This window comes from Veillonella sp. ICM51a (assembly GCF_000524355.1).
Lineage (GTDB): Bacteria > Bacillota > Negativicutes > Veillonellales > Veillonellaceae > Veillonella > Veillonella atypica.
Genome location: NZ_JAPX01000023.1, coordinates 158,702 through 178,557, shown reverse-complemented (window position 1 = coordinate 178,557; position 19,856 = coordinate 158,702). Strand labels below are relative to the sequence as shown.

Here is a 19,856-nt window from a genome sequence, read left to right as displayed (position 1 = left end):
AAAGTGAGGTCTTTATGGCTACATTGAGTCAAGATCAAAAACAATTAGTACAAGAGAAAGCAAAAGCGATTCGCGTAAGCATCGTACAGTCTGTTACAGCAGCTAAATCTGGACATCCAGGTGGCTCTTTATCCATTGCTGATGTAATGTCTCTGTTATATTTTGTAGAAATGAATGTAGACCCAAGTAATCCTAAAAAGCAAGATCGTGACCGTTTTGTGTTATCAAAAGGTCATGCAGCGCCAGCATTGTATGCGACACTTGCTGAAAAGGGATATTTTCCTAAATCTGAATTAATCAATTTGCGTAAAATCAATCATTTCCTTCAAGGTCATCCTGACATGAAGCATACACCTGGTGTAGATATGTCTACAGGTTCTTTGGGCCAAGGGATTTCTGCAGCTTGTGGTATGGCATTAGCAGGTAAAATCGATAATGCTGATTATCGTGTGTATTCTATTCTCGGTGATGGAGAACTTGAAGAAGGTCAAGTATGGGAAGCTGCTATGTTTGCAGGCCACTATAAATTAAATAATTTGACTGCCTTTGTAGATTATAATGGCCTACAAATTGATGGTGATATTGAAAAAGTTATGTCCCCATTGCCAATTCCAGATAAATTTAAAGCTTTCAAATGGAATGTTATTGAAGTAAATGGTCACGATATTGACGAATTACATCAAGCCATTGAAGAGGCGAAAGCTTTCACAGATGGTCCTACATGTATCGTAATGCATACTGTAAAAGGTAAAGGTGTTGCAGAAATGGAAGGTCAAGCTGGTTGGCATGGTAAGGCACCTAGTGAAGAACAAGGTGTGGTATTCGTAAATGAAATCATGGGGGTACAATAATGGGTAAAGCAACACGTGAAGCGTACGGTAATGCGCTAGCAAAAATTGGTAAAGAAAATTCTAATATTATTGTTCTTGATGCTGATTTATCAAAATCTACTAAGACTGATACATTTAAGAAGGAGTGTCCAGAACGTTTCTTTAATGTAGGTATTGCTGAACAAAATCTAATCTCTGTAGGTGCCGGTTTAGCTGCAGCAGGTAAGATTCCATTTGTATCTTCCTTCGCTATGTTTGCAACTGGTCGTGCATTTGAACAAATCCGTAATGCTGTATGCTATCCAAAACTTAATGTGAAAGTATGTGCTACACATGCAGGTATTACTGTAGGTGAAGATGGTGCAACTCATCAAAGTTTAGAAGATATCGCATGTATGCGTGTTTTACCAAACATGACTGTTATTGTGCCAGCAGATGAAAAAGAAACAGAATCTGTCATTCAATGGGCAGCTGATTATAATGGTCCAGTTTATGTACGTCTTGGTCGTGCTGGTGTTGATGATGTAACAGCAGAAGGATATACTTTCACACCTGGTAAATCCAATCAATTAAAAGATGGTTCTGATGTGACAATTATCGCTTGTGGTGCTTTAGTAGGCCCTGCAGTTGAGGCAGCTAAACAACTAGAAGGTGAACAAATTTCTGCTCGCGTTATTAATATGGCATCCATTAAACCTATCGATGCTAATGCCATCATTAAAGCCGCTGAAGAAACAGGTGCTATTGTGACTGCTGAAGAACATAATATTTTAGGCGGTTTAGGTTCTGCTGTATCTGAAGTTGTTGTTGCACATAAACCTGTTCCTATGGAATTCGTTGGTGTTCAAGATACATTTGGGGAGAGTGGTACACCAAAAGAATTGATGGCGAAATATGGGTTAACAGCTGAAGATATTGTAAAAGCAGTTAAAAAAGTGGTGACACGTAAATAAAAGGGGAACCAATGATAGAATTTAAGAATGTTAGTAAAGTATATGAAAACGGATCTACTGCACTTGATAATGTGTGCATCACCATTAATGATGGTGAGTTTGTATTGATTTGTGGTCATAGTGGGGCTGGTAAATCTACGTTGTTTAAATTATTAACTCATGAAGTTACACCAGATTCTGGATTAGTTATAGTTGATGAATTTGATGTTACAAAATTGAAACGTAGTAAAATACCAAAATTACGTCGTAAATTAGGCGTAGTATTTCAAGATTTCCGACTATTACCTAACAAAAGCGTAGCTGAAAATATCGCTTTTGCTTTAGAGGTTATCGAGGAGAAACCTAAGGTAATTAAAGAGAAGGTAGCTCACGTTCTTGAATTAGTTGGCTTATCTGATAAGGCGAATGATTTACCAGAGGATTTATCTGGTGGTGAACAGCAACGTGTAGCGATTGCACGGGCTATCGTCAATCGTCCATCTGTATTAATTGCAGATGAACCAACTGGCAATCTTGATCCGAATACGAGTAAAGACATTGTAGATTTGTTCAAGCATATCAATAATTTTGGCACTACTGTAATTATGGTTACCCATAATATGGATATTGTTACCTATTTAAATAAGCGAGTTATCGAATTAAAAGATGGTCGTGTTCTTAGTGATAATATGAGGGGTGCAGAATTTAATGAAGCCTAGAACAATGAAATATTTCTTTAAGGAAGCCTTAAAGTCCATGAAACGCAATGGCCTTATGACATTAGCGTCTATTTCCACTGTAGCATTATCTTTATTTATGCTTGGTGTATTTCTCTGTGGCGTTATCAATCTTAATAACATGGCATCGAGCTTAGAGAATCAAGTGCAGTTAAGTGTGTATTTGAAAGATGGTCTTACTACAGAGCAAATTATGGCTGTTGGTAAGCAAGTGAAAGCAATTCCAAATCTAAAACACTTAGAATTTGTTAATAAAGAACAAGCTATGAAAGAATTTAAGGAGCGCTTGGGGGATCAACAACAATTGGTGAATGCCTTAGGTGGTGTAAATCCATTGCCAAACTCTTATGTTCTTACCTTTGAAAATCCTGAAGATGTTAAATCTACAGCTAAATTAGTAACTACATTCCAAGGCGTAGAAAGTACACATTATGGTCAAGACATCATTGAGGAATTGTTCCGAATTACACAAATTATCCGTATTGGTGGTATCGTACTCATCGGTTTCTTAGCAGCAGCTACATTGTTTATTATTTCTAACACTATTCGTTTAACTGTATTTGCTCGTCGCAAAGAGATTGCGATTATGAAATATGTAGGTGCTACTAATGGCTTTATTCGTTGGCCATTTGTTATCGAAGGCATGTTGTTAGGCTTTATTGGGTCCATTATTGCCGTATTATGCGTGGGTGAGTTCTATCATTTTATTACCATAGAAGTATCCGATTCACTTGCATTCTTCCCATTAGTTCCTATGTTCCCATTCTTCTATCAATTAGTAGCATGCTTAATTGGCGGTGGGATTATCGTAGGCATTATTGGCAGTACCATTTCATTGAAACAATATATGAAAGTATAGTAGAGGGATTATGAGACAGTATACATTTAAAACTCGTCTCGTAGCAGCCCTTCTTTCGGGAGTGGTATTATGCGGGACACCAGCCTATATTATGGCTGAAGATGAAGATTTAACAAATCAATTAGATTCGATTCAACAACAAGTTAACCAGCAAAATGCTGCAAAAGCAGATGCGGAAACTGTGATTGGAAGCGTTTCTGAACAGTTGCGACAAATTGAAGAACAACTTCGTCAAGCGACTGCTGAGTTAGGTACGATTAAAGAGCAGCGTGTAGCTGTAGAAAATGATATTACACTTAATGAACGTCAATTGGCGGAAGCTCAAAAACGATTAGAAGGTCGAGAATCCGTATTTTATAAACGAGTTCGTGATATTTATATCAATGGACGACTTAGTTATCTTGATGTAGTTATTGGATCTAAAGATTTTAGTGATTTCGCTAATCGATTAGAGGTTTTAAAACGAATTATCGATTCTGATATCACCTTGATTAACGAAATTAAAAAAGAGCGTGCTGACATTGAAGCTCATAAACAAAAACTCGAAGCAGATCGTGCTAAGTTGGTTGAATTAGAAAAAGCGGCACTTGCTAAACAGGCTGAAATTGAACAGAAAAAAGCAGAACGCAATGTAGTTCTTCAAAAAGCGCAAAATGATAGAGCAACTGCAATGCAAGCAATTGAAGAACTTAATGCTTCCTCAGCGCAAGTAAGTGCTATGTTGAAAGAACGACAAGCTGCACGTGCTGCCGCAGCTGCGGCAGCGGCGGCGGCAGCGGCTCAATCCTCTGGTGGGCAAGGTGCATCAGATAATTGGGTACAAGGTACAGGACAACTTGGCTGGCCTGTTAGTGGTGAAATCACTTCTCCTTATGGCTATCGTGTTCATCCAATTTGGGGAACTACAATTTATCACTCCGGTATTGATATTGGCGTTGATGAAGGTACACCTGTTCATGCTGCTGATGGTGGCGTCGTAGTTTGGTCTGGATGGATGGGCGGCTATGGTTATGCTGTTGTTATCGATCATGGTAATGGACTTTCTACACTATATGGTCATAACTCTGAGCTCGCTGTAGATGAAGGTCAATCTGTTGCGAAGGGCCAAGTTATTTCTTATGCCGGCAGTACTGGCAATAGTACAGGACCTCATGTTCACTTTGAAGTTCGTGTAAACGGGGATCCAGTAGATCCTATGGGTTATTTATAGAATGAATAATAATTTTAAAAGAATTGGTTTAGCATTAATTAAATATATATTTGCGTCCATCATTATGTTGTGGCTCGTATTTTGGTATATTTCTGGATCGGCTATGGGTTTACCACGATTTGTCGTAACCTATTACATAGCGACTCAGAAATTTATGACACCTGTAAGTAAAGCCACATTGTTTGATGGTATGTTGAAAGGTTTAGTGGCTTCCTTAGGAGAACCTCATAGTGTCTATTTAGACAAGGATGACTTTGAATCTATGAAAGAGCATACCTCTGGCACCTATGCAGGTGTGGGCATGGTTCTTGGACATGGTTCAAAGGGGTTAGAAGCAGTATCCGTGATTGATGATATGCCGGCTTATAAAGCTGGCATCAAAAGCGGTGATCACATCGTATCCATTGATGGCGTAGATACTAATTCTATGACGATTGAAGATGCAGCTTCAAAAATACGTGGTGAAGCTGGTAGCGATGTAACGATTGTGGTTGAACGGGATAATCAATTATTAACGTTTAACGTTACAAGAGAAGAAATCGTATTACCTACAGTAAAAAGTAAGATGTTATCAGACCACATTGGATATATTCGCATCAGTCAATTCGCTGAGCATACAGCAGGTGATTTTAAAACACAATATGAGCAGCTTCTATCCGAAGGTATGACTTCATTAGTTCTAGACTTACGCGATAATCCTGGTGGATTACTTAATAGTGCGCAAGATATTGCTAGTATTATTATGCCAGAAGGTACATTAGTATCTTTCACAACACGAGATGGAAAAACCAAAAATTATGTATCTGATGGAAAAAATCCTGCATTACCTATGGTAGTTCTCATTAATAAAGGTTCTGCTAGTGCATCTGAAATCATTGCTGGCGCTATTCAAGATAGAAAATTAGGTACCATTGTTGGCACTAATAGTTATGGTAAAGGCACTGTTCAAAGTGTATATCCAAATCTAGAGGATGAAGGTATTAAAGTGACTATAGCTAAATACCATACTCCTAATGATCGTGTTATTGATGGAACTGGTATTCAACCAGATGTAGTTCTAGAATTACCAAAGGGAACTACCCCATCTAGTGATATGTCAGATATTCAAATTCAAAAGGCAATAGAACTATTAAAATAGTTTTGCAGAAAAGGATGTAATTATGTTTATAGATCGCGCTCGTGTATTTGTAAAAGCGGGTGATGGCGGAGACGGTATGTCTAGTTTCCGTCGAGAGAAATATGTTCCTAATGGCGGACCAAGCGGTGGCGATGGTGGCCAAGGGGCAGATGTTATTTTAAAAGCAGATAAGAATATTAATACTCTTGTAGATTTTCGTTATAAACGCCAATTTAAAGCGCCAAAGGGTGGTAATGGTGAAAGCGCCAATAAACATGGTCGCGGTGCAGAAGATTTAATTATTCCTGTTCCATTAGGCACCGTTGTTAAGGACGAAGAATCAGGTAAGGTGTTCTGTGACTTAGTTCACGATGGTGATACCTTTATCATCGCTAAAGGCGGTCGTGGTGGACGCGGTAATGCGAGATTTTTATCTAGCTCTAATCGTGCACCTACCTTTGCTGAAAAGGGGGAACCAGGGGAAGAACGCTGGTTACAACTAGAGCTAAAGGTATTGGCTGATGTTGGCTTGCTTGGCTATCCAAGCGTTGGTAAATCAAGTATTCTACGCAAAGTATCTAAAGCACAACCAGAAGTGGCGGCTTATCATTTTACAACATTAACTCCTGTATTGGGTGTTGTAACGCTCCCTGGTGATCGTAGCTTTGTATTGGCTGATATTCCTGGTCTTATTGAAGGGGCTAGTGAAGGTGTAGGCCTTGGTCATAATTTCTTGCGCCATGTAGAACGCACGAATATTCTGATTCACGTTCTAGATGTATCTGGCATGGAAGGTCGTGACCCTAAAGTAGATTTTGATGCTATTAATGATGAGTTGCGTAAATACTCAGAGAAATTAGCTAATAAGAAACAAATCGTGGCACTTAATAAAATAGATCTTGTCTTTGATGATGAAACAATTCCAAATACAAAATCTTATTTTGAAGACAAGGGTTATGAAGTTTTCTTAATCAATGCATTGAGTGGTGAAGGTTTACCTGAGCTAATGGAACGAGCGTATTATTATGTAGAAAATTATGAGCCAGAGGTTGAAGCCACTGATGATACCGTTATGTATGAAGCAAAACCAGATACGGAGTTTGTTATTACACGTGGTGATGATGCTGCTTTCTATATTACGGGTAAACGTATCGAACGACTTGTGGCAATGACCAATCTTGACGATGATCAATCCTTACGTCGATTCCAACGTATTTGGCGTTTTATGGAATTGGATAATAAATTACGTGAAAAAGGATGTCAAGAAGGCGATGAAGTTGTTATTGGTGAACAACGATTCACATTCAGAGACTAGGAGTTATAATGACAGGAAAACAGAAACGGTATTTACGCTCATTAGCTGCAACTATGCCAGCTGTTGTGCAAATTGGTAAAAATGGTCTTGAGGATAGCGTGATTGATAGTGCACGAGCAGCACTGATGGCACGTGAATTAATCAAGGTTAAATTGCTTAATAACAGTCCAGAAGATAAAGCGATTTTTCAAGAATTAGCAGATATGCTTGGTGCTGAGTTAGTACAAGTTATTGGATTCAATGGTGTTCTTTATAAAGCTAAAAAAGAACCAAAAATTATATTACCGAAATAATAGTTATAACCTTTTTCCCTTATAGGAGATGATTGTATGAGAGATGCCATTAAGAATGCTAAACGCATTGTTGTAAAAGTGGGGAGCAGTACATTATGTTACTCAAATGGTCATTTAAATTTAGAACGGATAGAACATTTAGTCCGTCAATTATCAGATCTTGCCAACCAAGGGAAAGAGGTTATTCTTGTTTCATCGGGGGCTACGGGTGCAGGCCTTGCGCCGTTAGGATTTAAAGAAAAACCAAGAGATCTTGTGTTACGTCAAGCATCAGCAGCGGTAGGACAAGGTGTACTCATTCATATGTATGAACGCATGTTTCGAGAGTACGGTAGAACGGTTGCTCAAATATTATTGACGAAGGAGGATAGCACTTCTCGTCATAGCTATTTGAACCTACGAAATACATTACATGCGTTATTACAATTACATGTCATTCCAATCATTAATGAAAATGATGTAGTAGCTATTGAAGAATACAAAATAGGCGATAATGATACATTATCGGCTACTGTAGCAGGGATTGTAGAAGCCGATGTGCTTATTATTTTATCTGATATTGATGGTTTATATACGGCTAATCCAGCTACGGATTCTACAGCTACTTTAATCCACGAAGTTTCTGTAATTACAGATGAAACTTATGAGATCGCTGGTGGTGCAGGTTCAAGTATGGGTACTGGTGGTATGTATACAAAAATTAAGGCTGCCCATATGGCGACTAATTCAGGTATACATATGATTATTGCCAGTGGTGAATCGGATAATTCTTTACGTAAAGTATGTAAAGGTGAGAATATAGGTACATTATTTGTCGCTAATGATCAAGGTGTTTCTCAAAAACATCATTGGGTAGCTTATGGGAAACGCTTAAGTGGAAGCATTACTATAGATGAAGGATGTACGAAAGCCGTATTAAATCACGGAGCTAGTATTTTACCAGCTGGTATTATTGAAGTAGATGGGTCTTTTGAACCTGGTGATACAGTATCAATTATTGCTAAGGGAAAAGAAATCGCTAGAGGATTAGTGAATTATAGTTCTACAGATTTACTTAAGATTAGAGGTCACAATACGCAAGATATAGCTCGTGTATTAGAAATTGATACAACATATGATGAGGTTGTTCACAGAAATAATCTAGTAATTATTCATTGATGAGGTACAGTATGAATTCATATGAAAGTATATTTAAAGAAATGGGTGAATCTGCACGAGCAGCATCTATTGTTTTACAGCAATTACCAGAGAAACGCATCAATGAGGTATTATGTGCTATAGCCGATGCGTTAGTTCAACACAGTGAACAAATTTTAACAGCCAATCACATGGATATGGATTCGGCTCGAGGCGTGGTACCTGATACGATGTTGGATAGATTACTACTATCTAAAGAGCGCATTAATCAAATGGCAGAAGGTGTTCGTCAAGTTAGTCTATTACCATCACCGGTAGGAACCATACTTGAAACTATTAATAGGCCTAACGGACTTCACATTGAAAAGCGTGTCGTACCATTTGGTGTTATAGGTATCATTTTTGAAGCGCGCCCAAATGTTACTGTTGATGCTGGCGCCTTATGCTTTAAAACCGCTAATGCCACTATTCTACGCGGTGGTAAGGAAGCATACCGTACAAATCGCGTCATCGTATCCATTATGCAAGATGTATTAGAAGCCAATGATATACCAAGAGCAGCTATCCAGTTAGTAGAAGTATTAGATCGTGAAGCTGTAAGTGTATTGCTACAACAACGCCGTTATATAGATGTAGTGATTCCACGTGGCGGTGCAGGATTAATACAACGGGTTGTACGTGATAGTATGATACCCGTTATAGAGACGGGAAGCGGTGTCTGTCATACCTATGTTGATGCTGAAGCTAATATTGACATGGCTGTTGATATTGCTGTGAATGCAAAGGTACAACGTCCATCTGTATGTAATTCTATGGAGACTCTATTGGTTCATAAATCTATTGCTCCCAAATTTCTGTTGGCATTAGACTCTAAATTAGAGCCCCATCATGTAACGATTCACGGTACACCAGATGTATTACAGATTGTTAAGGGGATTGCTGTTGATGAGCACTCATTTAGTACAGAATATAATGATTTTGATTTAAATGTAGCTATTGTATCATCTGTGGATGAGGCTATTTCACATATTAATCAATATACGACACATCATTCTGAAGCGATTGTAACAGATAATATGAAAACCGCTCAGCATTTTATGAATCTTATCGATTGTTCTACTGTATATCATAACGCGTCTACACGTTTCACAGATGGTTTTGAATTTGGATTTGGTGCTGAAATTGGCATTAGTACACAAAAACTCCATGCTCGTGGACCAATGGGATTACAAGCATTAACATCCTATAAATATTTTGTATTTGGTACAGGACAAATTCGTTCGTGATGCGTTTATATTATTTGGTACGAGCCTATTATCGTTATATTAAGACCCCAAAAGGTCGTTATGAATGGGTATCGTATGTAAAAGCATTAGCATTATTTATCTTGATTTGTATTATAGTCATAAAGGGTGTGACTTATATATGGTAGAGAAACGGCGGATTGGTATTATAGGCGGAACTTTTAACCCTATCCACTTAGGACATCTAATGATTGCAGAGGTTGCAAGGGAAAGCTTTCATTTAGAAAAGGTTATATTTGTTCCTGCAAGAATACCTCCTCATAAACATAATGATGTTATTGATGCTAAGCATCGTTATGCCATGACGGCTGCGGCGGTAGCAGATAACCCGTATTTTGAAATATCCGATGTGGAAATGCGTCGTGAAGGGCCTTCCTATACAATTGATACTATTCATCATTTCAAAAAAATATATGGAGATTCTGTTTCTTTTTACTTTATTGCTGGTACAGATACAATACGAGATTTACCTAATTGGAAATTTATTGATGAATTATTAGAGCATTGTCATTTTATTGGTGCTATGAGGCCTGATGGATCTCAAGTTGTTGATACAACATTAGAGTTATTAGGTCCCAAAGCTAAGAATAGAATCCATTTAATGAATGTACCAGAAATGAAATTATCTGCTACTTATTTACGAGACCGACTGCGTCATGGCTTGACGGTCAGATATATGTTACCTAAATGTGTAGTTCAATATATTGAAAAATATGATATTTATCGGAAGGAATAATTAAAGGTGGATATACAACAAATTGAAACCGACTTATCTAATAAATTAAGTAAAAAGCGTTTTATACACACCTTAGGTGTTGTAGAGTCAGCGATTTATTTAGCTAAAAAATATGGGGCTAATGTAGAAGACGCTCGGTTAGCAGCGATGTTACATGACTGTGCTAAAGAATTACCATTATTGGAAATGCAAGATTTAGTTGCAGATTTGGCCTGTGATGTTGATATGTTACATAGCGGTGCTTTATTACATGGTTTAGCAGGTATGGTGTTAGCGAATACTCATTATGGTATTACTAATCGACAAGTATTAGAAGCAATACGTGTTCATACAACTGGAAAAGTGGGCATGTCAAAATTGGATAAAGTTATATTTTTAGCTGATTATATTGAGCCTAATCGTAATTTTCCTGGCGTAAACGATATTCGTGCAGCTGCAGAACAGTCTCTTGATGCCGGAGTATTGTGTGGATTTGATATGACCATTCGACATTTAATAGATAGTAATGATACTATTTATCCTCTTACTATTATTAGCCGTAATGATCTTATACAGCATATGAAAAAAGGAGGTGCCTAGAATGGATGAACGTGAAAAAGCGCGGGCTCGTCGCCGTAGAAGACGTCGAGAACGTCAGATGAAAAAAAATAAGCTCCAATGGGGCCGTCTAATCATCGCATTCGTGTTAGCACTTACTGTTATTTGTGGCATCGGTTGGGGTATGTATAGTGGAATCAGCTATGTATATCATCGAGTAACACAAACTGATACTGCAAGTGAGATTGAAGAATCCAGTGAACTTAAGCATACTGATACGGTTAATGTAGAACAGAAAGCATTGGACAAGCCTGTATATGTATTAATTGTAGGGCGAGATAAAAATAATCCGAGTCAAGCTGACTCATTATTCCTCATGTCTATTAATATGAATACTAATACGATGGATATAATTGGTATTCCTAGCAATAGTAAAATTGAAAGTAGAGACCAAAAATCTGCATCTATGTTAAATCAAATGTATGCAGAAGGTAACATTGAACTAACGAAAGCCGTTGTAGAGGATATATTCCATATCAGCATACCTTACTATGTTGTCGTTGATGAGGCAGCTTTCAAAAAAACAAGTGATGTTTTAGGTAGTCAACAGTTTTACGTAGAAAAGAATATGGAACATGTTGATGCTGAAACTGGTAGTAAAGATATAGATTTACGAAGAGGCTATCAAAATTTAGATAGTGATAATGCATTAGCATATTTACGCTACACAGACGAAAATAATGATAATTTTGGACGTGTTCAACGACAAGAACGGTTCTTGAAATTATGGGTTGATCGGGAACAAGATACTTGGTTTATTACAAAAGCTTGGCATATATGGCGCTTATGGAGTCATTATGAAAGTAATATATCTACATGGGATGCTATTAAATTAATGCGTTCTATCGGTCAAATGGATAAAGACCATATTCATTTTTATATTTTGCCTGGTGAAAAAGAAAAAATTAATGACGTCGTGTATTGGCATGTAAATCCAACTGAAGCTCAGCGCTTAGTGGGAATTACAATGGGGACATTGGCACCAGAAGATTTAAGTCAATTTGTTTCTACACCTGAAACTAAAAAAGCACCTGTTGCTGTAGAATCAGAACAAAGCACACGTGTAAAACCATCAGAACCAGGTTCAGAACCAGAGAAGAAAGAATAATAGGAGATACAATGAAACAAAAAGAAGAAATTAAACAACATGTTTTAGCGCTTGCACAAGCGGCTTATGATAAGAAAGGTCATGATATTGAAATACTTGATTTGGAAGGTGTTTCTATGTTAGGCGATTATTTTATGATTGTAAGCGCCAATAATATTAAACAATCTCAAAGTATTGCAGATGAAATTGAGGATATAGCAGCAGAACAAGGTATGACGGTCCTCCATCGTGAAGGATATCGCGAAGGTGAATGGGTATTATTGGACTTTGGCGATATTATTTGTCACGTGTTTGGTAACGATGAAATTCGTGAATTTTATGGACTAGAAGCCTTATGGAACGATGCTGGACGTGTTCCTTTTGAAGGAGAATAATCTATGGCTAGCGAATTATTGGAAAATACCATTGCTACACTGCGTGTTCTACGCACTAGTGATCATGGCGCTTTCCTTGACGGTCAAACGGGAAATACAAATGATGATATTTTGCTCCATAAGGATCAACAAACCTCACCAGTTGCTATCGGTGATGATGTAGAGGTATTTCTATATCGTGACCCTAAGGGACGTTTGACTGCCTCCATGCGATTGCCTGCTATGAAGGTCGGTCAAATTGGTTATGTTGAGGTTATTAATGTAACCAATTTTGGTTGTTTCGTTGAGGTTGGTACTGAGCGGGGGATTTTTATGCCTCACGCTGAAATGCGTGGCAGACCTCAAGTAGGGGAAAAGGTATGGGTAAAACTATACACTGATAAATCTGGTCGTATGGCCGTTTCTATGGACGTTGATGATGAGATGAGACGCGCCTCTAAAGCTGCTACCGATGCTGTTGTAGGACAACAAGTAAATGGTGCTATTTACAATTTGACTAGTGATGGAGCCTTTTTTATTACTCCTGAGCGATGGATTGCTTTTTTGCATCGTTCAGAAATGACACGCAAATTAAATGTTGGAGAAATGGTAGAGGCTCGTGTTACGTTCAAACGTGAAGATGGTCGTATTAATGTGTCTATGCGTCCTATCAAAGAAAAAGCATTAATTTCTGATGGTCAGATTATAATGGAATACCTATTACAACGAGGCGGTAAAATGCCTTATAGTGATGAATCATCAGCCATGTTGATTAAGGATAAATTTAACATCAGCAAGGCTGCATTCAAACGAGCGTTAGGTCATTTAATGAAATCCCGCCTTGTAGTACAAGAAGATGGTTGGACATTGTTGACAGAAACTGGTAAACAATGGACCCCAAATTCACAAGAGGTCTAAACTATGAAGATTATTGTAGTAGGTGCTGGTAAGGTTGGGTATTCCTTGTGTGAAAGACTGGTGCAAGATGATCATGACGTATATCTTATAGACCGTTCACAGGAGCGTATCCATAATCTTGAAAATACATTGGATGTTAGTTTAGTATGCGGCAATGGTAGCGATATTCAGTTATTGAATGAAATTGACTTATCTGATGTGGGGATGTTTATCTCAGTTACCGATTCTGATGAAGTTAATATGTTATCTTGTGCGGTAGCTAAAATAGCAGGTGTTCCATCTACTGTAGCACGTGTGAGGGATACCAATATCGTTGATCATATGGACGATCATATGAAAGAACGATTAGGTGTTGATTTATTCATTAATCCAGAGATGGTTACGGCGCAAGAATTACTTCATATTATTGAAACACCATCCGCTTTGGACGTAGAAGAATTTGGTCAAGGCGCTGTACGTTTAATGGAATTTAAAATTAATAGTACATTCCCGCTCGTAAATAAACCTTTAAAAGAGTTGACTTTTCCAGAAGGTGTGTTATTGGTTGGCATTTTACGATTAGGTGAAATGATTATACCTCATGGTGAAAGCATACTATTACCTAATGACAGTGTTTTCTTTTTAGGTTTAAAAGATGGTATTAATGAAGTAGAACAAGAATGGTTTTCTAATCATGCAACCTTCCATAAACGGGCTGTTATTGTAGGCGCTGGTTTATTAGGTCGTAATCTAGCTATCTTATTGGAAAAAGCAGGATTTACTGTTAAGGTTATTGAGAAGGATATTGAGCGTTGTGAAGCCTTGGCTGCACAAGTGGATAAAACCATTGTCATCAATGGGGATGGTACGGATTTTGATTTATTAGAAGCCGAAGAAGTAGCCGATAATGATGTTATTATCGTTTTAACAGATGATGATAAATTAAATCTTTTAGTTGCTTTAGTAGGTAAACATATGGGCATACCTAAAACCGTTGTTCGTGTGGGACGTCCTGAATATATTATGCTCATGGAACAAGTCGGTATAGATATTGTATTTTCACCACGTCTAATGACTGCAGGACAAATATTACGATTTGTTCGAAGTGGAGAAGGCGTTGTCTCCATATCTACTTTTGAAGGTGGCAAGGCTGAATCTATAGAGATTCTTATTACAGAACAATCTCCCGTAGCTGGTAAACAACTAAAAGATATTCGGCTACCTGGTAAAGCCTTAGTTGGTGTTATACTCCGCGGTGATGACGCGATTGTTCCACGGGGGAATACAGAGCTGTTAGTGGGGGATCACATTGTACTATTCTCATTGCCTGAATCTGTTACTAAATTATTGAATTATTTAACGTAGGGGTTATATGCGCATACAGATTGTCATGTCCTTGGTAGGCAAATTACTCTATATTTTTGGAGCTTTTCTTGTTATACCATTTATATATAGTATTCTATTTGAAACTGCATATTGGTCCTTTTGTATTACGGCTATATTATCCATACTGCTCGGTGGTCTACTAGTACTTGGTGGAAATAAGAGTAAAACCTTTAGCTTGAGAGATGGTTTCTTAGTGGTTAGCTCAACATGGATTTTAACAATGTTATTGGGGGCGTTTCCCTTTATAATATCTGGTGTATTAGTCAACCCGATGGACGCGCTGTTTGAATCTATGTCAGGTATTACCGCTACTGGTGCTACAGTTATTTCTGATGTTGATAGCATACCTAAGTCTTTCATACTTTGGCGTGGTTTAATGCATTGGATTGGCGGTATGGGAATCATTGTGTTGATTCTATCATTCTTACGTAATCTTGGTGCTGATGCTGCGCATTTTTTCAATGCTGAGGCATCTGTGCCAAAACCAGGTGTAGTGTTACCACGGATTCAATCTATAGCATCGAAATTATGGACATTGTACGTAATATTTACAATCATCTGTTTTATCATGCTCTGCTTAGGTGGTATTGATCCTTTTGATGCATTGAATTATGCATTTTCTATTATTGCTACTGGTGGATTAACGCCAACTACTGCAGGTACTTTTTTATATAGTCAAAATACATATATATGTGTTGTATTTATACTATTTATGATCATTGCAGGTGGCAACTTTGCCGTATATTATAATGTAATTCAAAAGGGATTCTCAGCGTTATTCTCTGATTTTGAAACGCGTATGTATTGGCTTGTATTAGTTATTGGTATTCTTATCACCTTTATATCCTTATATTTTCAATCTAATTCTATGGATATAGGACAAGTTTTTCAAGATGCAGCCTTTACCTTAGTATCAATACAAACGGGCAGTGGTTTTGCCGTATCTGATTACGATCTATGGCCTGCTGCGGCTCAAATGATGTTATTTATAGCCAGTTTTTTTGGAGGGTGTAGTGGATCTACGACCGGTGGCGTTAAGATTATTCGTCTCATTATATTAATTAAGAGTAGTATCATTTATTTGAGAAAAGCCATACATCCAGATATGGTTCAAGTTGTACGAATCAATGGAAAGCCATTACCAGATAAATGGGTGCATATGACGCAACAATTTATATTTCTATATTTAATGATTTATGTTATATCCGTATTTCTTATGACATGTTTTGGTTTATCTACAGGTGATGCACTCCAAATAGTCACCGCATTCCAAAGTAATGTAGGTTTAGCCTTTGGTGGTTATGGACCAACTGATTCTTTTGCATTATTGCCATTAGGTGCAAAAGGTGTGGCTATTGTAGATATGCTATTAGGTCGTTTGGAATTATTTACGATTCTAGTCATGCTTCATCCACAATTCTGGGAAGGGTATTTTATTAAAAAAGATACTACAAAACGATATAGAATTTTATAGAAGTTTATATTGTATACTGCATTAGTTATGGGGGAGGGATTGTGTAATGGAAATAATAAAACGCCCATTAGGCTTGTATAAGGCAAATTGTTATGTATTAAAAAAAGACAATCAATCTCTCATAATTGACCCTGGATTTCATAGTAAACATATAATTGAGATGGTAGGAGATTCTAAACCAATTGCGGTTTTATTAACACATGGTCATTGTGACCATGTGTCGGCTCTTGATGATATTTGTGGACATTATAATATACCTGCATATCTACATGATGGAGATCATGAATTATTGCAATTGATTCGTCGTCGACCAAGTGTATACAAGAAAAAAATGTTCACTCAATGTATTCCTTTGCAAGAAGGTATACTAAATATCGGACCATTTCATATACGGGTGTATCATACACCGGGTCATAGTGCGGGTTCAGTATGTTTTGAAATAGAAGGTCATCTATTTACAGGTGACACTATTTTTAAACAAAATGTGGGGAATAGTGATAACTATAATGGCAATGCTAAAGCTTTACGTAAAAGCTTATGTAAAATAATGGAGTTAGATGATGCATTATTAGTAGAACCTGGACATAGGGAGAGCACTATTTTGGGAGATGAAAAAAACTTCATCAAGAATTTACACATATAGTGTTGACAAAAACTCTGATAACAGATATACTAAGCAAGTACTTTGGATACGGCCCCGTGGTGTAGCGGTTAACATGTCGCCCTGTCACGGCGAAGATCGTCAGTTCAAATCTGATCGGGGTCGCCATTCATGCCTCGGTAGCTCAGTCGGTAGAGCAACGGACTGAAAATCCGTGTGTCGACAGTTCGATTCTGTCCTGAGGCACCATGTACATGCGGGAATAGCTCAGCGGTAGAGCACCGCCTTGCCAAGGCGGGGGTCGCGAGTTCGAATCTCGTTTCCCGCTCCACTAATTTTATATGGCGGCATAGCCAAGCGGTAAGGCAGAGGTCTGCAAAACCTTTATTCCCCAGTTCGATTCTGGGTGCCGCCTCCACAAAATCGTTACCCATGCCGGGGTGGCGGAACAGGCAGACGCAACGGACTTAAAATCCGTCGGTTAGAAATAACCGTACCGGTTCGATTCCGGTCCTCGGCACCATTAGACTAACTTCGGTTAGTCTTTTTTTGTATATAATTTTAACTGTATTTACGCGTAGGTATATAACGTGAGTAAACCGAATCTGTTGATTAGTGAATGTCTTTGCGGTGTTTGTTGCCGTTATGATGGTGTCCATAACAAAATAGACTGTTTGGAAGAGCTTAAGAGTCTCTATAATCTTATACCAGTATGTCCTGAGGTACTGGGTGGGCTTTTAACACCAAGACCCCCAGCGGAGCGGATAGGTAATCGAGTCCAAACGAGAAATGGTATAGATGTTACAGAACAATTTAAACGTGGTGCAGAATTAGCTTTAGCAATTGCTATAGATAAAAATTGTTTGTGTGCTTTACTAAAGGCTAAGAGTCCAAGCTGTGGATATGGTGAAATATATGACGGTACATTTACTAGAACCCTCGTAAATGGGGTTGGTGTCACGTCTGAGTTTTTATTACAACATAATATACAAATATATACGGAAAAGAATGTACAGGATCTTATAAAGCACAATAGCGACGATTGATATGTATCAATCGTCGCTATTGTTGCATTAGTGTATGTTATTGACCTGCATTAACTGGGTCATTTGTTAATGGCTGTTCACCTAATAGTGTTGTTAAATTGTGTAAATTAAATCGATAAGCACTATTACTAAAGTCTCTTGTTTTATCGTAACGACTGTTTGGTGCATGCATGAGACCAACTAATGTATCGTACAATAAATCATTTGTGAAATATTGATGTTCATGACTATCGAGTGCTGATACCGTTTGAGGATATGCTGCACGATATTGAGGCGATAAGTACATCCAGAATGGAATGTGAGTCATCACAAAATCAAAGGTGTCTGGATTGTGGGACTTGTCAACGCTTTCACCATGATCAGAGAAGTAAACCATAGCTTGAAGATTTAAATTATCTTTACCATAGGTGTAGATTTGTTGTAACAACCAATCTGTATAGAGCTGACTATTAGCATAAGCCTCGATACCTTCAGGATTGGGACCTTTTTTCCATTTACTGAATTCATGCGGATAGCGGTCATTATAATAAATATGACTGCCCATAATATGAATTACGATAAAATTATTTTTACTTGGATCAGCTGTTTTTAACAATGGCAATAATGCTTCATCATATAAATCAGAGAAGCCATAGGATTCGTGAGCCCACTTTGTAGTATCCGCCGTTTTAGCCATCAAAGAAATAGCTGTATCGTATTCGCCAAATACGCCTTGGTTACTGAACCACGATGTGGTGTAACCTGCTTTTTTAGCTACATCCAAAATATTAGCAGAATCTAAGAATGGTCGGTCGTTATATTGATTGCGCTCTGAAAGGGCACGTTCTAAGGTTGGTACTGTTTGTACGTAGGAAGAGTATGCATGATTAAAGAAGATAAAATCTTTATTGTGATCGCGCATATCCTCTTGCCAAGGCGTGTCATCGTATTGGAATTTTGGATTGTAGACCTTCATATAGTCACGGGAACTGGATTCGCCGATAACGAGAATGATAGTTCCAGGCGCTTTAGTAGGTGTCGTATCCTTTGTATCCAAATTGAATGAATCAAATACAAGATGGTGATTATCGTTGTATTGTTGCATTTCTTTAACATAATTACCAGCAGCCGTCCAATTGGCTACGATGCATGTTTGAGGAAATAAGAAGAATGGTACATATACGATAAATGCTACCATGGATGCGATGAGTACACCTAATCGCAAAGGCCGTGTTGTATTAAAATCGACAACTCGTTTCATACCTAGGTTGCACCAATATAGGAAGAGTGTCCATAAAATGAGGCCTATGACGATAGCAATAAGGCCGGGAATACCAGCAGCATTTTTTAAGAATCCAAAGGCTTCTTCAGGATTTGTCATGTATACGGCCAATAGGCTTGCTGGTGTTAAACAGTGCCAGGTGGTTATATAATAACCAATTTGTAATAATGGAATAAGACTAAGGAACGAAGAGAATAAAGCTAGTATAGCTGATGTTAATTTCTGTAGACGTCCCGTTTGGGATACCAAATATTGGATACCTGAAAGCCCCATAAATAGAAGTAAGCCGAATAGAAAATCATTGGCAAATTCATAGAAATATAGAGGTTTTACATAAGACCAATGAAATAATAATGGAAATGTGAGTCCCCATAGTAAGCCTACTAAACCATATCCTAAGAACGCACGATGAAATACGGTACAACTCATAAAGTATTGGAATAAAAACATACCAACCATGGTCGGTACCGCAAGGATTGTAATATCCTCTACATCGAGTCCTAATGTGATAGGTTCATAAATAAAAAATAGTGCAATGTAGAGCACTATGCCTATAATGCCAAAGCGCAAAATAGGATTTTGAATCAATGATTTCATTGATGACAACATAATGTATCCTTTCTAAAGGAGATTACAACAAATATATAATTTTCTTCACATTAT

The 19,856-nt window shown here is 37.8% G+C and carries 20 protein-coding genes and 5 tRNA genes; 24 read left to right on the top strand and 1 reads right to left on the bottom strand.

Annotated features, from left to right (window positions below):
• The first annotated feature begins 14 nt into the window (after positions 1 to 14).
• From HMPREF1504_RS03995 to HMPREF1504_RS03880, 24 genes are all read left to right on the top strand, one after another.
• The gene (locus HMPREF1504_RS03995; RefSeq protein WP_038123601.1) at positions 15 to 851 is read left to right on the top strand and encodes a transketolase; all 837 of its coding nucleotides are present in this window, start codon (positions 15 to 17) and stop codon (positions 849 to 851) included.
• The gene (locus tag HMPREF1504_RS03990) at positions 851 to 1,783 is read left to right on the top strand and encodes a transketolase family protein (RefSeq protein ID WP_038123597.1); all 933 of its coding nucleotides are present in this window, start codon (positions 851 to 853) and stop codon (positions 1,781 to 1,783) included. The genes HMPREF1504_RS03995 and HMPREF1504_RS03990 overlap by 1 nt, the downstream gene beginning before the upstream one ends.
• 11 nt (positions 1,784 to 1,794) lie before the next feature.
• On the top strand, positions 1,795 to 2,481 hold the full coding sequence (gene ftsE, locus HMPREF1504_RS03985) for a cell division ATP-binding protein FtsE (RefSeq protein ID WP_009661118.1): 687 nt from the start codon (positions 1,795 to 1,797) through the stop codon (positions 2,479 to 2,481).
• A complete protein-coding gene (gene ftsX / locus HMPREF1504_RS03980; protein WP_016475509.1) occupies positions 2,471 to 3,358 on the top strand; it encodes a permease-like cell division protein FtsX in 888 nt (295 codons plus the stop codon). The genes ftsE and ftsX overlap by 11 nt, the downstream gene beginning before the upstream one ends.
• 10 nt (positions 3,359 to 3,368) lie before the next feature.
• The gene (locus HMPREF1504_RS03975; protein ID WP_038123595.1) at positions 3,369 to 4,568 is read left to right on the top strand and encodes a murein hydrolase activator EnvC; all 1,200 of its coding nucleotides are present in this window, start codon (positions 3,369 to 3,371) and stop codon (positions 4,566 to 4,568) included.
• 1 nt (position 4,569) lies between these two features.
• Positions 4,570 to 5,706 (top strand): S41 family peptidase, encoded by a 1,137-nt coding sequence (locus HMPREF1504_RS03970; protein ID WP_009661282.1) that lies wholly within the window; start codon positions 4,570 to 4,572, stop codon positions 5,704 to 5,706.
• Between the two features lie 22 nt (positions 5,707 to 5,728).
• The gene (obgE, locus tag HMPREF1504_RS03965) at positions 5,729 to 7,000 is read left to right on the top strand and encodes a GTPase ObgE (protein WP_005381352.1); all 1,272 of its coding nucleotides are present in this window, start codon (positions 5,729 to 5,731) and stop codon (positions 6,998 to 7,000) included.
• Positions 7,001 to 7,008: 8 nt separating this feature from the next.
• Positions 7,009 to 7,293 carry a ribosome assembly RNA-binding protein YhbY gene (gene yhbY / locus HMPREF1504_RS03960; RefSeq protein WP_005381303.1) on the top strand — a complete coding sequence of 95 codons (285 nt, stop codon included), beginning with the start codon at positions 7,009 to 7,011 and terminating at the stop codon, positions 7,291 to 7,293.
• 36 nt (positions 7,294 to 7,329) lie between these two features.
• Complete coding sequence (gene proB, locus HMPREF1504_RS03955) at positions 7,330 to 8,451, top strand: glutamate 5-kinase (RefSeq protein WP_038123592.1); 1,122 nt, start codon at positions 7,330 to 7,332, stop codon at positions 8,449 to 8,451.
• Between the two features lie 11 nt (positions 8,452 to 8,462).
• Positions 8,463 to 9,716, top strand: a complete 1,254-nt coding sequence (locus HMPREF1504_RS03950) for a glutamate-5-semialdehyde dehydrogenase (RefSeq protein ID WP_038123590.1) — start codon at positions 8,463 to 8,465, stop codon at positions 9,714 to 9,716.
• A gap of 139 nt (positions 9,717 to 9,855) precedes the next feature.
• A complete protein-coding gene (gene nadD / locus HMPREF1504_RS03945; protein WP_038123637.1) occupies positions 9,856 to 10,470 on the top strand; it encodes a nicotinate-nucleotide adenylyltransferase in 615 nt (204 codons plus the stop codon).
• Between the two features lie 6 nt (positions 10,471 to 10,476).
• A complete protein-coding gene (yqeK, locus tag HMPREF1504_RS03940) occupies positions 10,477 to 11,049 on the top strand; it encodes a bis(5'-nucleosyl)-tetraphosphatase (symmetrical) YqeK (protein ID WP_038123587.1) in 573 nt (190 codons plus the stop codon).
• A 1-nt stretch (position 11,050) separates the two neighbouring features.
• Positions 11,051 to 12,175 (top strand): LCP family protein, encoded by a 1,125-nt coding sequence (locus HMPREF1504_RS03935; RefSeq protein WP_038123585.1) that lies wholly within the window; start codon positions 11,051 to 11,053, stop codon positions 12,173 to 12,175.
• A gap of 11 nt (positions 12,176 to 12,186) precedes the next feature.
• A complete protein-coding gene (gene rsfS, locus HMPREF1504_RS03930; RefSeq protein WP_005378863.1) occupies positions 12,187 to 12,549 on the top strand; it encodes a ribosome silencing factor in 363 nt (120 codons plus the stop codon).
• A gap of 3 nt (positions 12,550 to 12,552) precedes the next feature.
• Complete coding sequence (locus tag HMPREF1504_RS03925; RefSeq protein WP_038123583.1) at positions 12,553 to 13,446, top strand: S1 RNA-binding domain-containing protein; 894 nt, start codon at positions 12,553 to 12,555, stop codon at positions 13,444 to 13,446.
• 3 nt (positions 13,447 to 13,449) lie between these two features.
• Positions 13,450 to 14,790, top strand: coding sequence for a Trk system potassium transporter TrkA (gene trkA, locus HMPREF1504_RS03920; RefSeq protein ID WP_005378830.1), 1,341 nt, complete (start codon positions 13,450 to 13,452; stop codon positions 14,788 to 14,790).
• 7 nt (positions 14,791 to 14,797) lie between these two features.
• The gene (locus HMPREF1504_RS03915) at positions 14,798 to 16,285 is read left to right on the top strand and encodes a TrkH family potassium uptake protein (RefSeq protein WP_038123580.1); all 1,488 of its coding nucleotides are present in this window, start codon (positions 14,798 to 14,800) and stop codon (positions 16,283 to 16,285) included.
• 46 nt (positions 16,286 to 16,331) lie between these two features.
• On the top strand, positions 16,332 to 16,928 hold the full coding sequence (locus HMPREF1504_RS03910) for an MBL fold metallo-hydrolase (protein ID WP_038123578.1): 597 nt from the start codon (positions 16,332 to 16,334) through the stop codon (positions 16,926 to 16,928).
• 50 nt (positions 16,929 to 16,978) lie between these two features.
• Positions 16,979 to 17,054 (top strand) — tRNA-Asp (locus HMPREF1504_RS03905).
• Between the two features lie 5 nt (positions 17,055 to 17,059).
• Positions 17,060 to 17,135 (top strand) — tRNA-Phe (locus tag HMPREF1504_RS03900).
• Positions 17,136 to 17,142: 7 nt separating this feature from the next.
• Positions 17,143 to 17,217, top strand: a tRNA-Gly gene (locus tag HMPREF1504_RS03895).
• Positions 17,218 to 17,229: 12 nt separating this feature from the next.
• A tRNA-Cys gene (locus HMPREF1504_RS03890) sits at positions 17,230 to 17,304 on the top strand.
• 16 nt (positions 17,305 to 17,320) lie between these two features.
• Positions 17,321 to 17,409 (top strand) — tRNA-Leu (locus tag HMPREF1504_RS03885).
• 67 nt (positions 17,410 to 17,476) lie between these two features.
• A complete protein-coding gene (locus tag HMPREF1504_RS03880; protein ID WP_038123575.1) occupies positions 17,477 to 17,932 on the top strand; it encodes a DUF523 domain-containing protein in 456 nt (151 codons plus the stop codon).
• 37 nt (positions 17,933 to 17,969) lie between these two features.
• Here HMPREF1504_RS03880 and HMPREF1504_RS03875 read toward each other — a convergent pair whose 3' ends face one another.
• The gene (locus HMPREF1504_RS03875) at positions 17,970 to 19,802 is read right to left on the bottom strand and encodes a phosphoethanolamine transferase (protein WP_038123574.1); all 1,833 of its coding nucleotides are present in this window, start codon (positions 19,800 to 19,802) and stop codon (positions 17,970 to 17,972) included.
• Between the last annotated feature and the right edge of the window lie 54 nt (positions 19,803 to 19,856).

What these genes read in the sequence shown, in the direction of transcription:
- nadD (WP_038123637.1), top strand. Translation starts at nt 9,856, where the DNA reads ATGGTAGAGAAACGGCGGATTGGTATTATAGGCGGAACTTTTAACCCT.
- rsfS (WP_005378863.1), top strand. Translation starts at nt 12,187, where the DNA reads ATGAAACAAAAAGAAGAAATTAAACAACATGTTTTAGCGCTTGCACAA.
- ftsX (WP_016475509.1), top strand. Translation starts at nt 2,471, where the DNA reads ATGAAGCCTAGAACAATGAAATATTTCTTTAAGGAAGCCTTAAAGTCC.
- trkA (WP_005378830.1), top strand. Translation starts at nt 13,450, where the DNA reads ATGAAGATTATTGTAGTAGGTGCTGGTAAGGTTGGGTATTCCTTGTGT.
- HMPREF1504_RS03970 (WP_009661282.1), top strand. Translation starts at nt 4,570, where the DNA reads ATGAATAATAATTTTAAAAGAATTGGTTTAGCATTAATTAAATATATA.
- HMPREF1504_RS03925 (WP_038123583.1), top strand. Translation starts at nt 12,553, where the DNA reads ATGGCTAGCGAATTATTGGAAAATACCATTGCTACACTGCGTGTTCTA.
- yhbY (WP_005381303.1), top strand. Translation starts at nt 7,009, where the DNA reads ATGACAGGAAAACAGAAACGGTATTTACGCTCATTAGCTGCAACTATG.
- HMPREF1504_RS03910 (WP_038123578.1), top strand. Translation starts at nt 16,332, where the DNA reads ATGGAAATAATAAAACGCCCATTAGGCTTGTATAAGGCAAATTGTTAT.
- HMPREF1504_RS03935 (WP_038123585.1), top strand. Translation starts at nt 11,051, where the DNA reads ATGGATGAACGTGAAAAAGCGCGGGCTCGTCGCCGTAGAAGACGTCGA.
- HMPREF1504_RS03915 (WP_038123580.1), top strand. Translation starts at nt 14,798, where the DNA reads ATGCGCATACAGATTGTCATGTCCTTGGTAGGCAAATTACTCTATATT.
- HMPREF1504_RS03950 (WP_038123590.1), top strand. Translation starts at nt 8,463, where the DNA reads ATGAATTCATATGAAAGTATATTTAAAGAAATGGGTGAATCTGCACGA.
- HMPREF1504_RS03975 (WP_038123595.1), top strand. Translation starts at nt 3,369, where the DNA reads ATGAGACAGTATACATTTAAAACTCGTCTCGTAGCAGCCCTTCTTTCG.
- proB (WP_038123592.1), top strand. Translation starts at nt 7,330, where the DNA reads ATGAGAGATGCCATTAAGAATGCTAAACGCATTGTTGTAAAAGTGGGG.
- HMPREF1504_RS03875 (WP_038123574.1), bottom strand. Translation starts at nt 19,802, where the DNA reads ATGTTGTCATCAATGAAATCATTGATTCAAAATCCTATTTTGCGCTTT.
- HMPREF1504_RS03995 (WP_038123601.1), top strand. Translation starts at nt 15, where the DNA reads ATGGCTACATTGAGTCAAGATCAAAAACAATTAGTACAAGAGAAAGCA.
- HMPREF1504_RS03990 (WP_038123597.1), top strand. Translation starts at nt 851, where the DNA reads ATGGGTAAAGCAACACGTGAAGCGTACGGTAATGCGCTAGCAAAAATT.
- ftsE (WP_009661118.1), top strand. Translation starts at nt 1,795, where the DNA reads ATGATAGAATTTAAGAATGTTAGTAAAGTATATGAAAACGGATCTACT.
- obgE (WP_005381352.1), top strand. Translation starts at nt 5,729, where the DNA reads ATGTTTATAGATCGCGCTCGTGTATTTGTAAAAGCGGGTGATGGCGGA.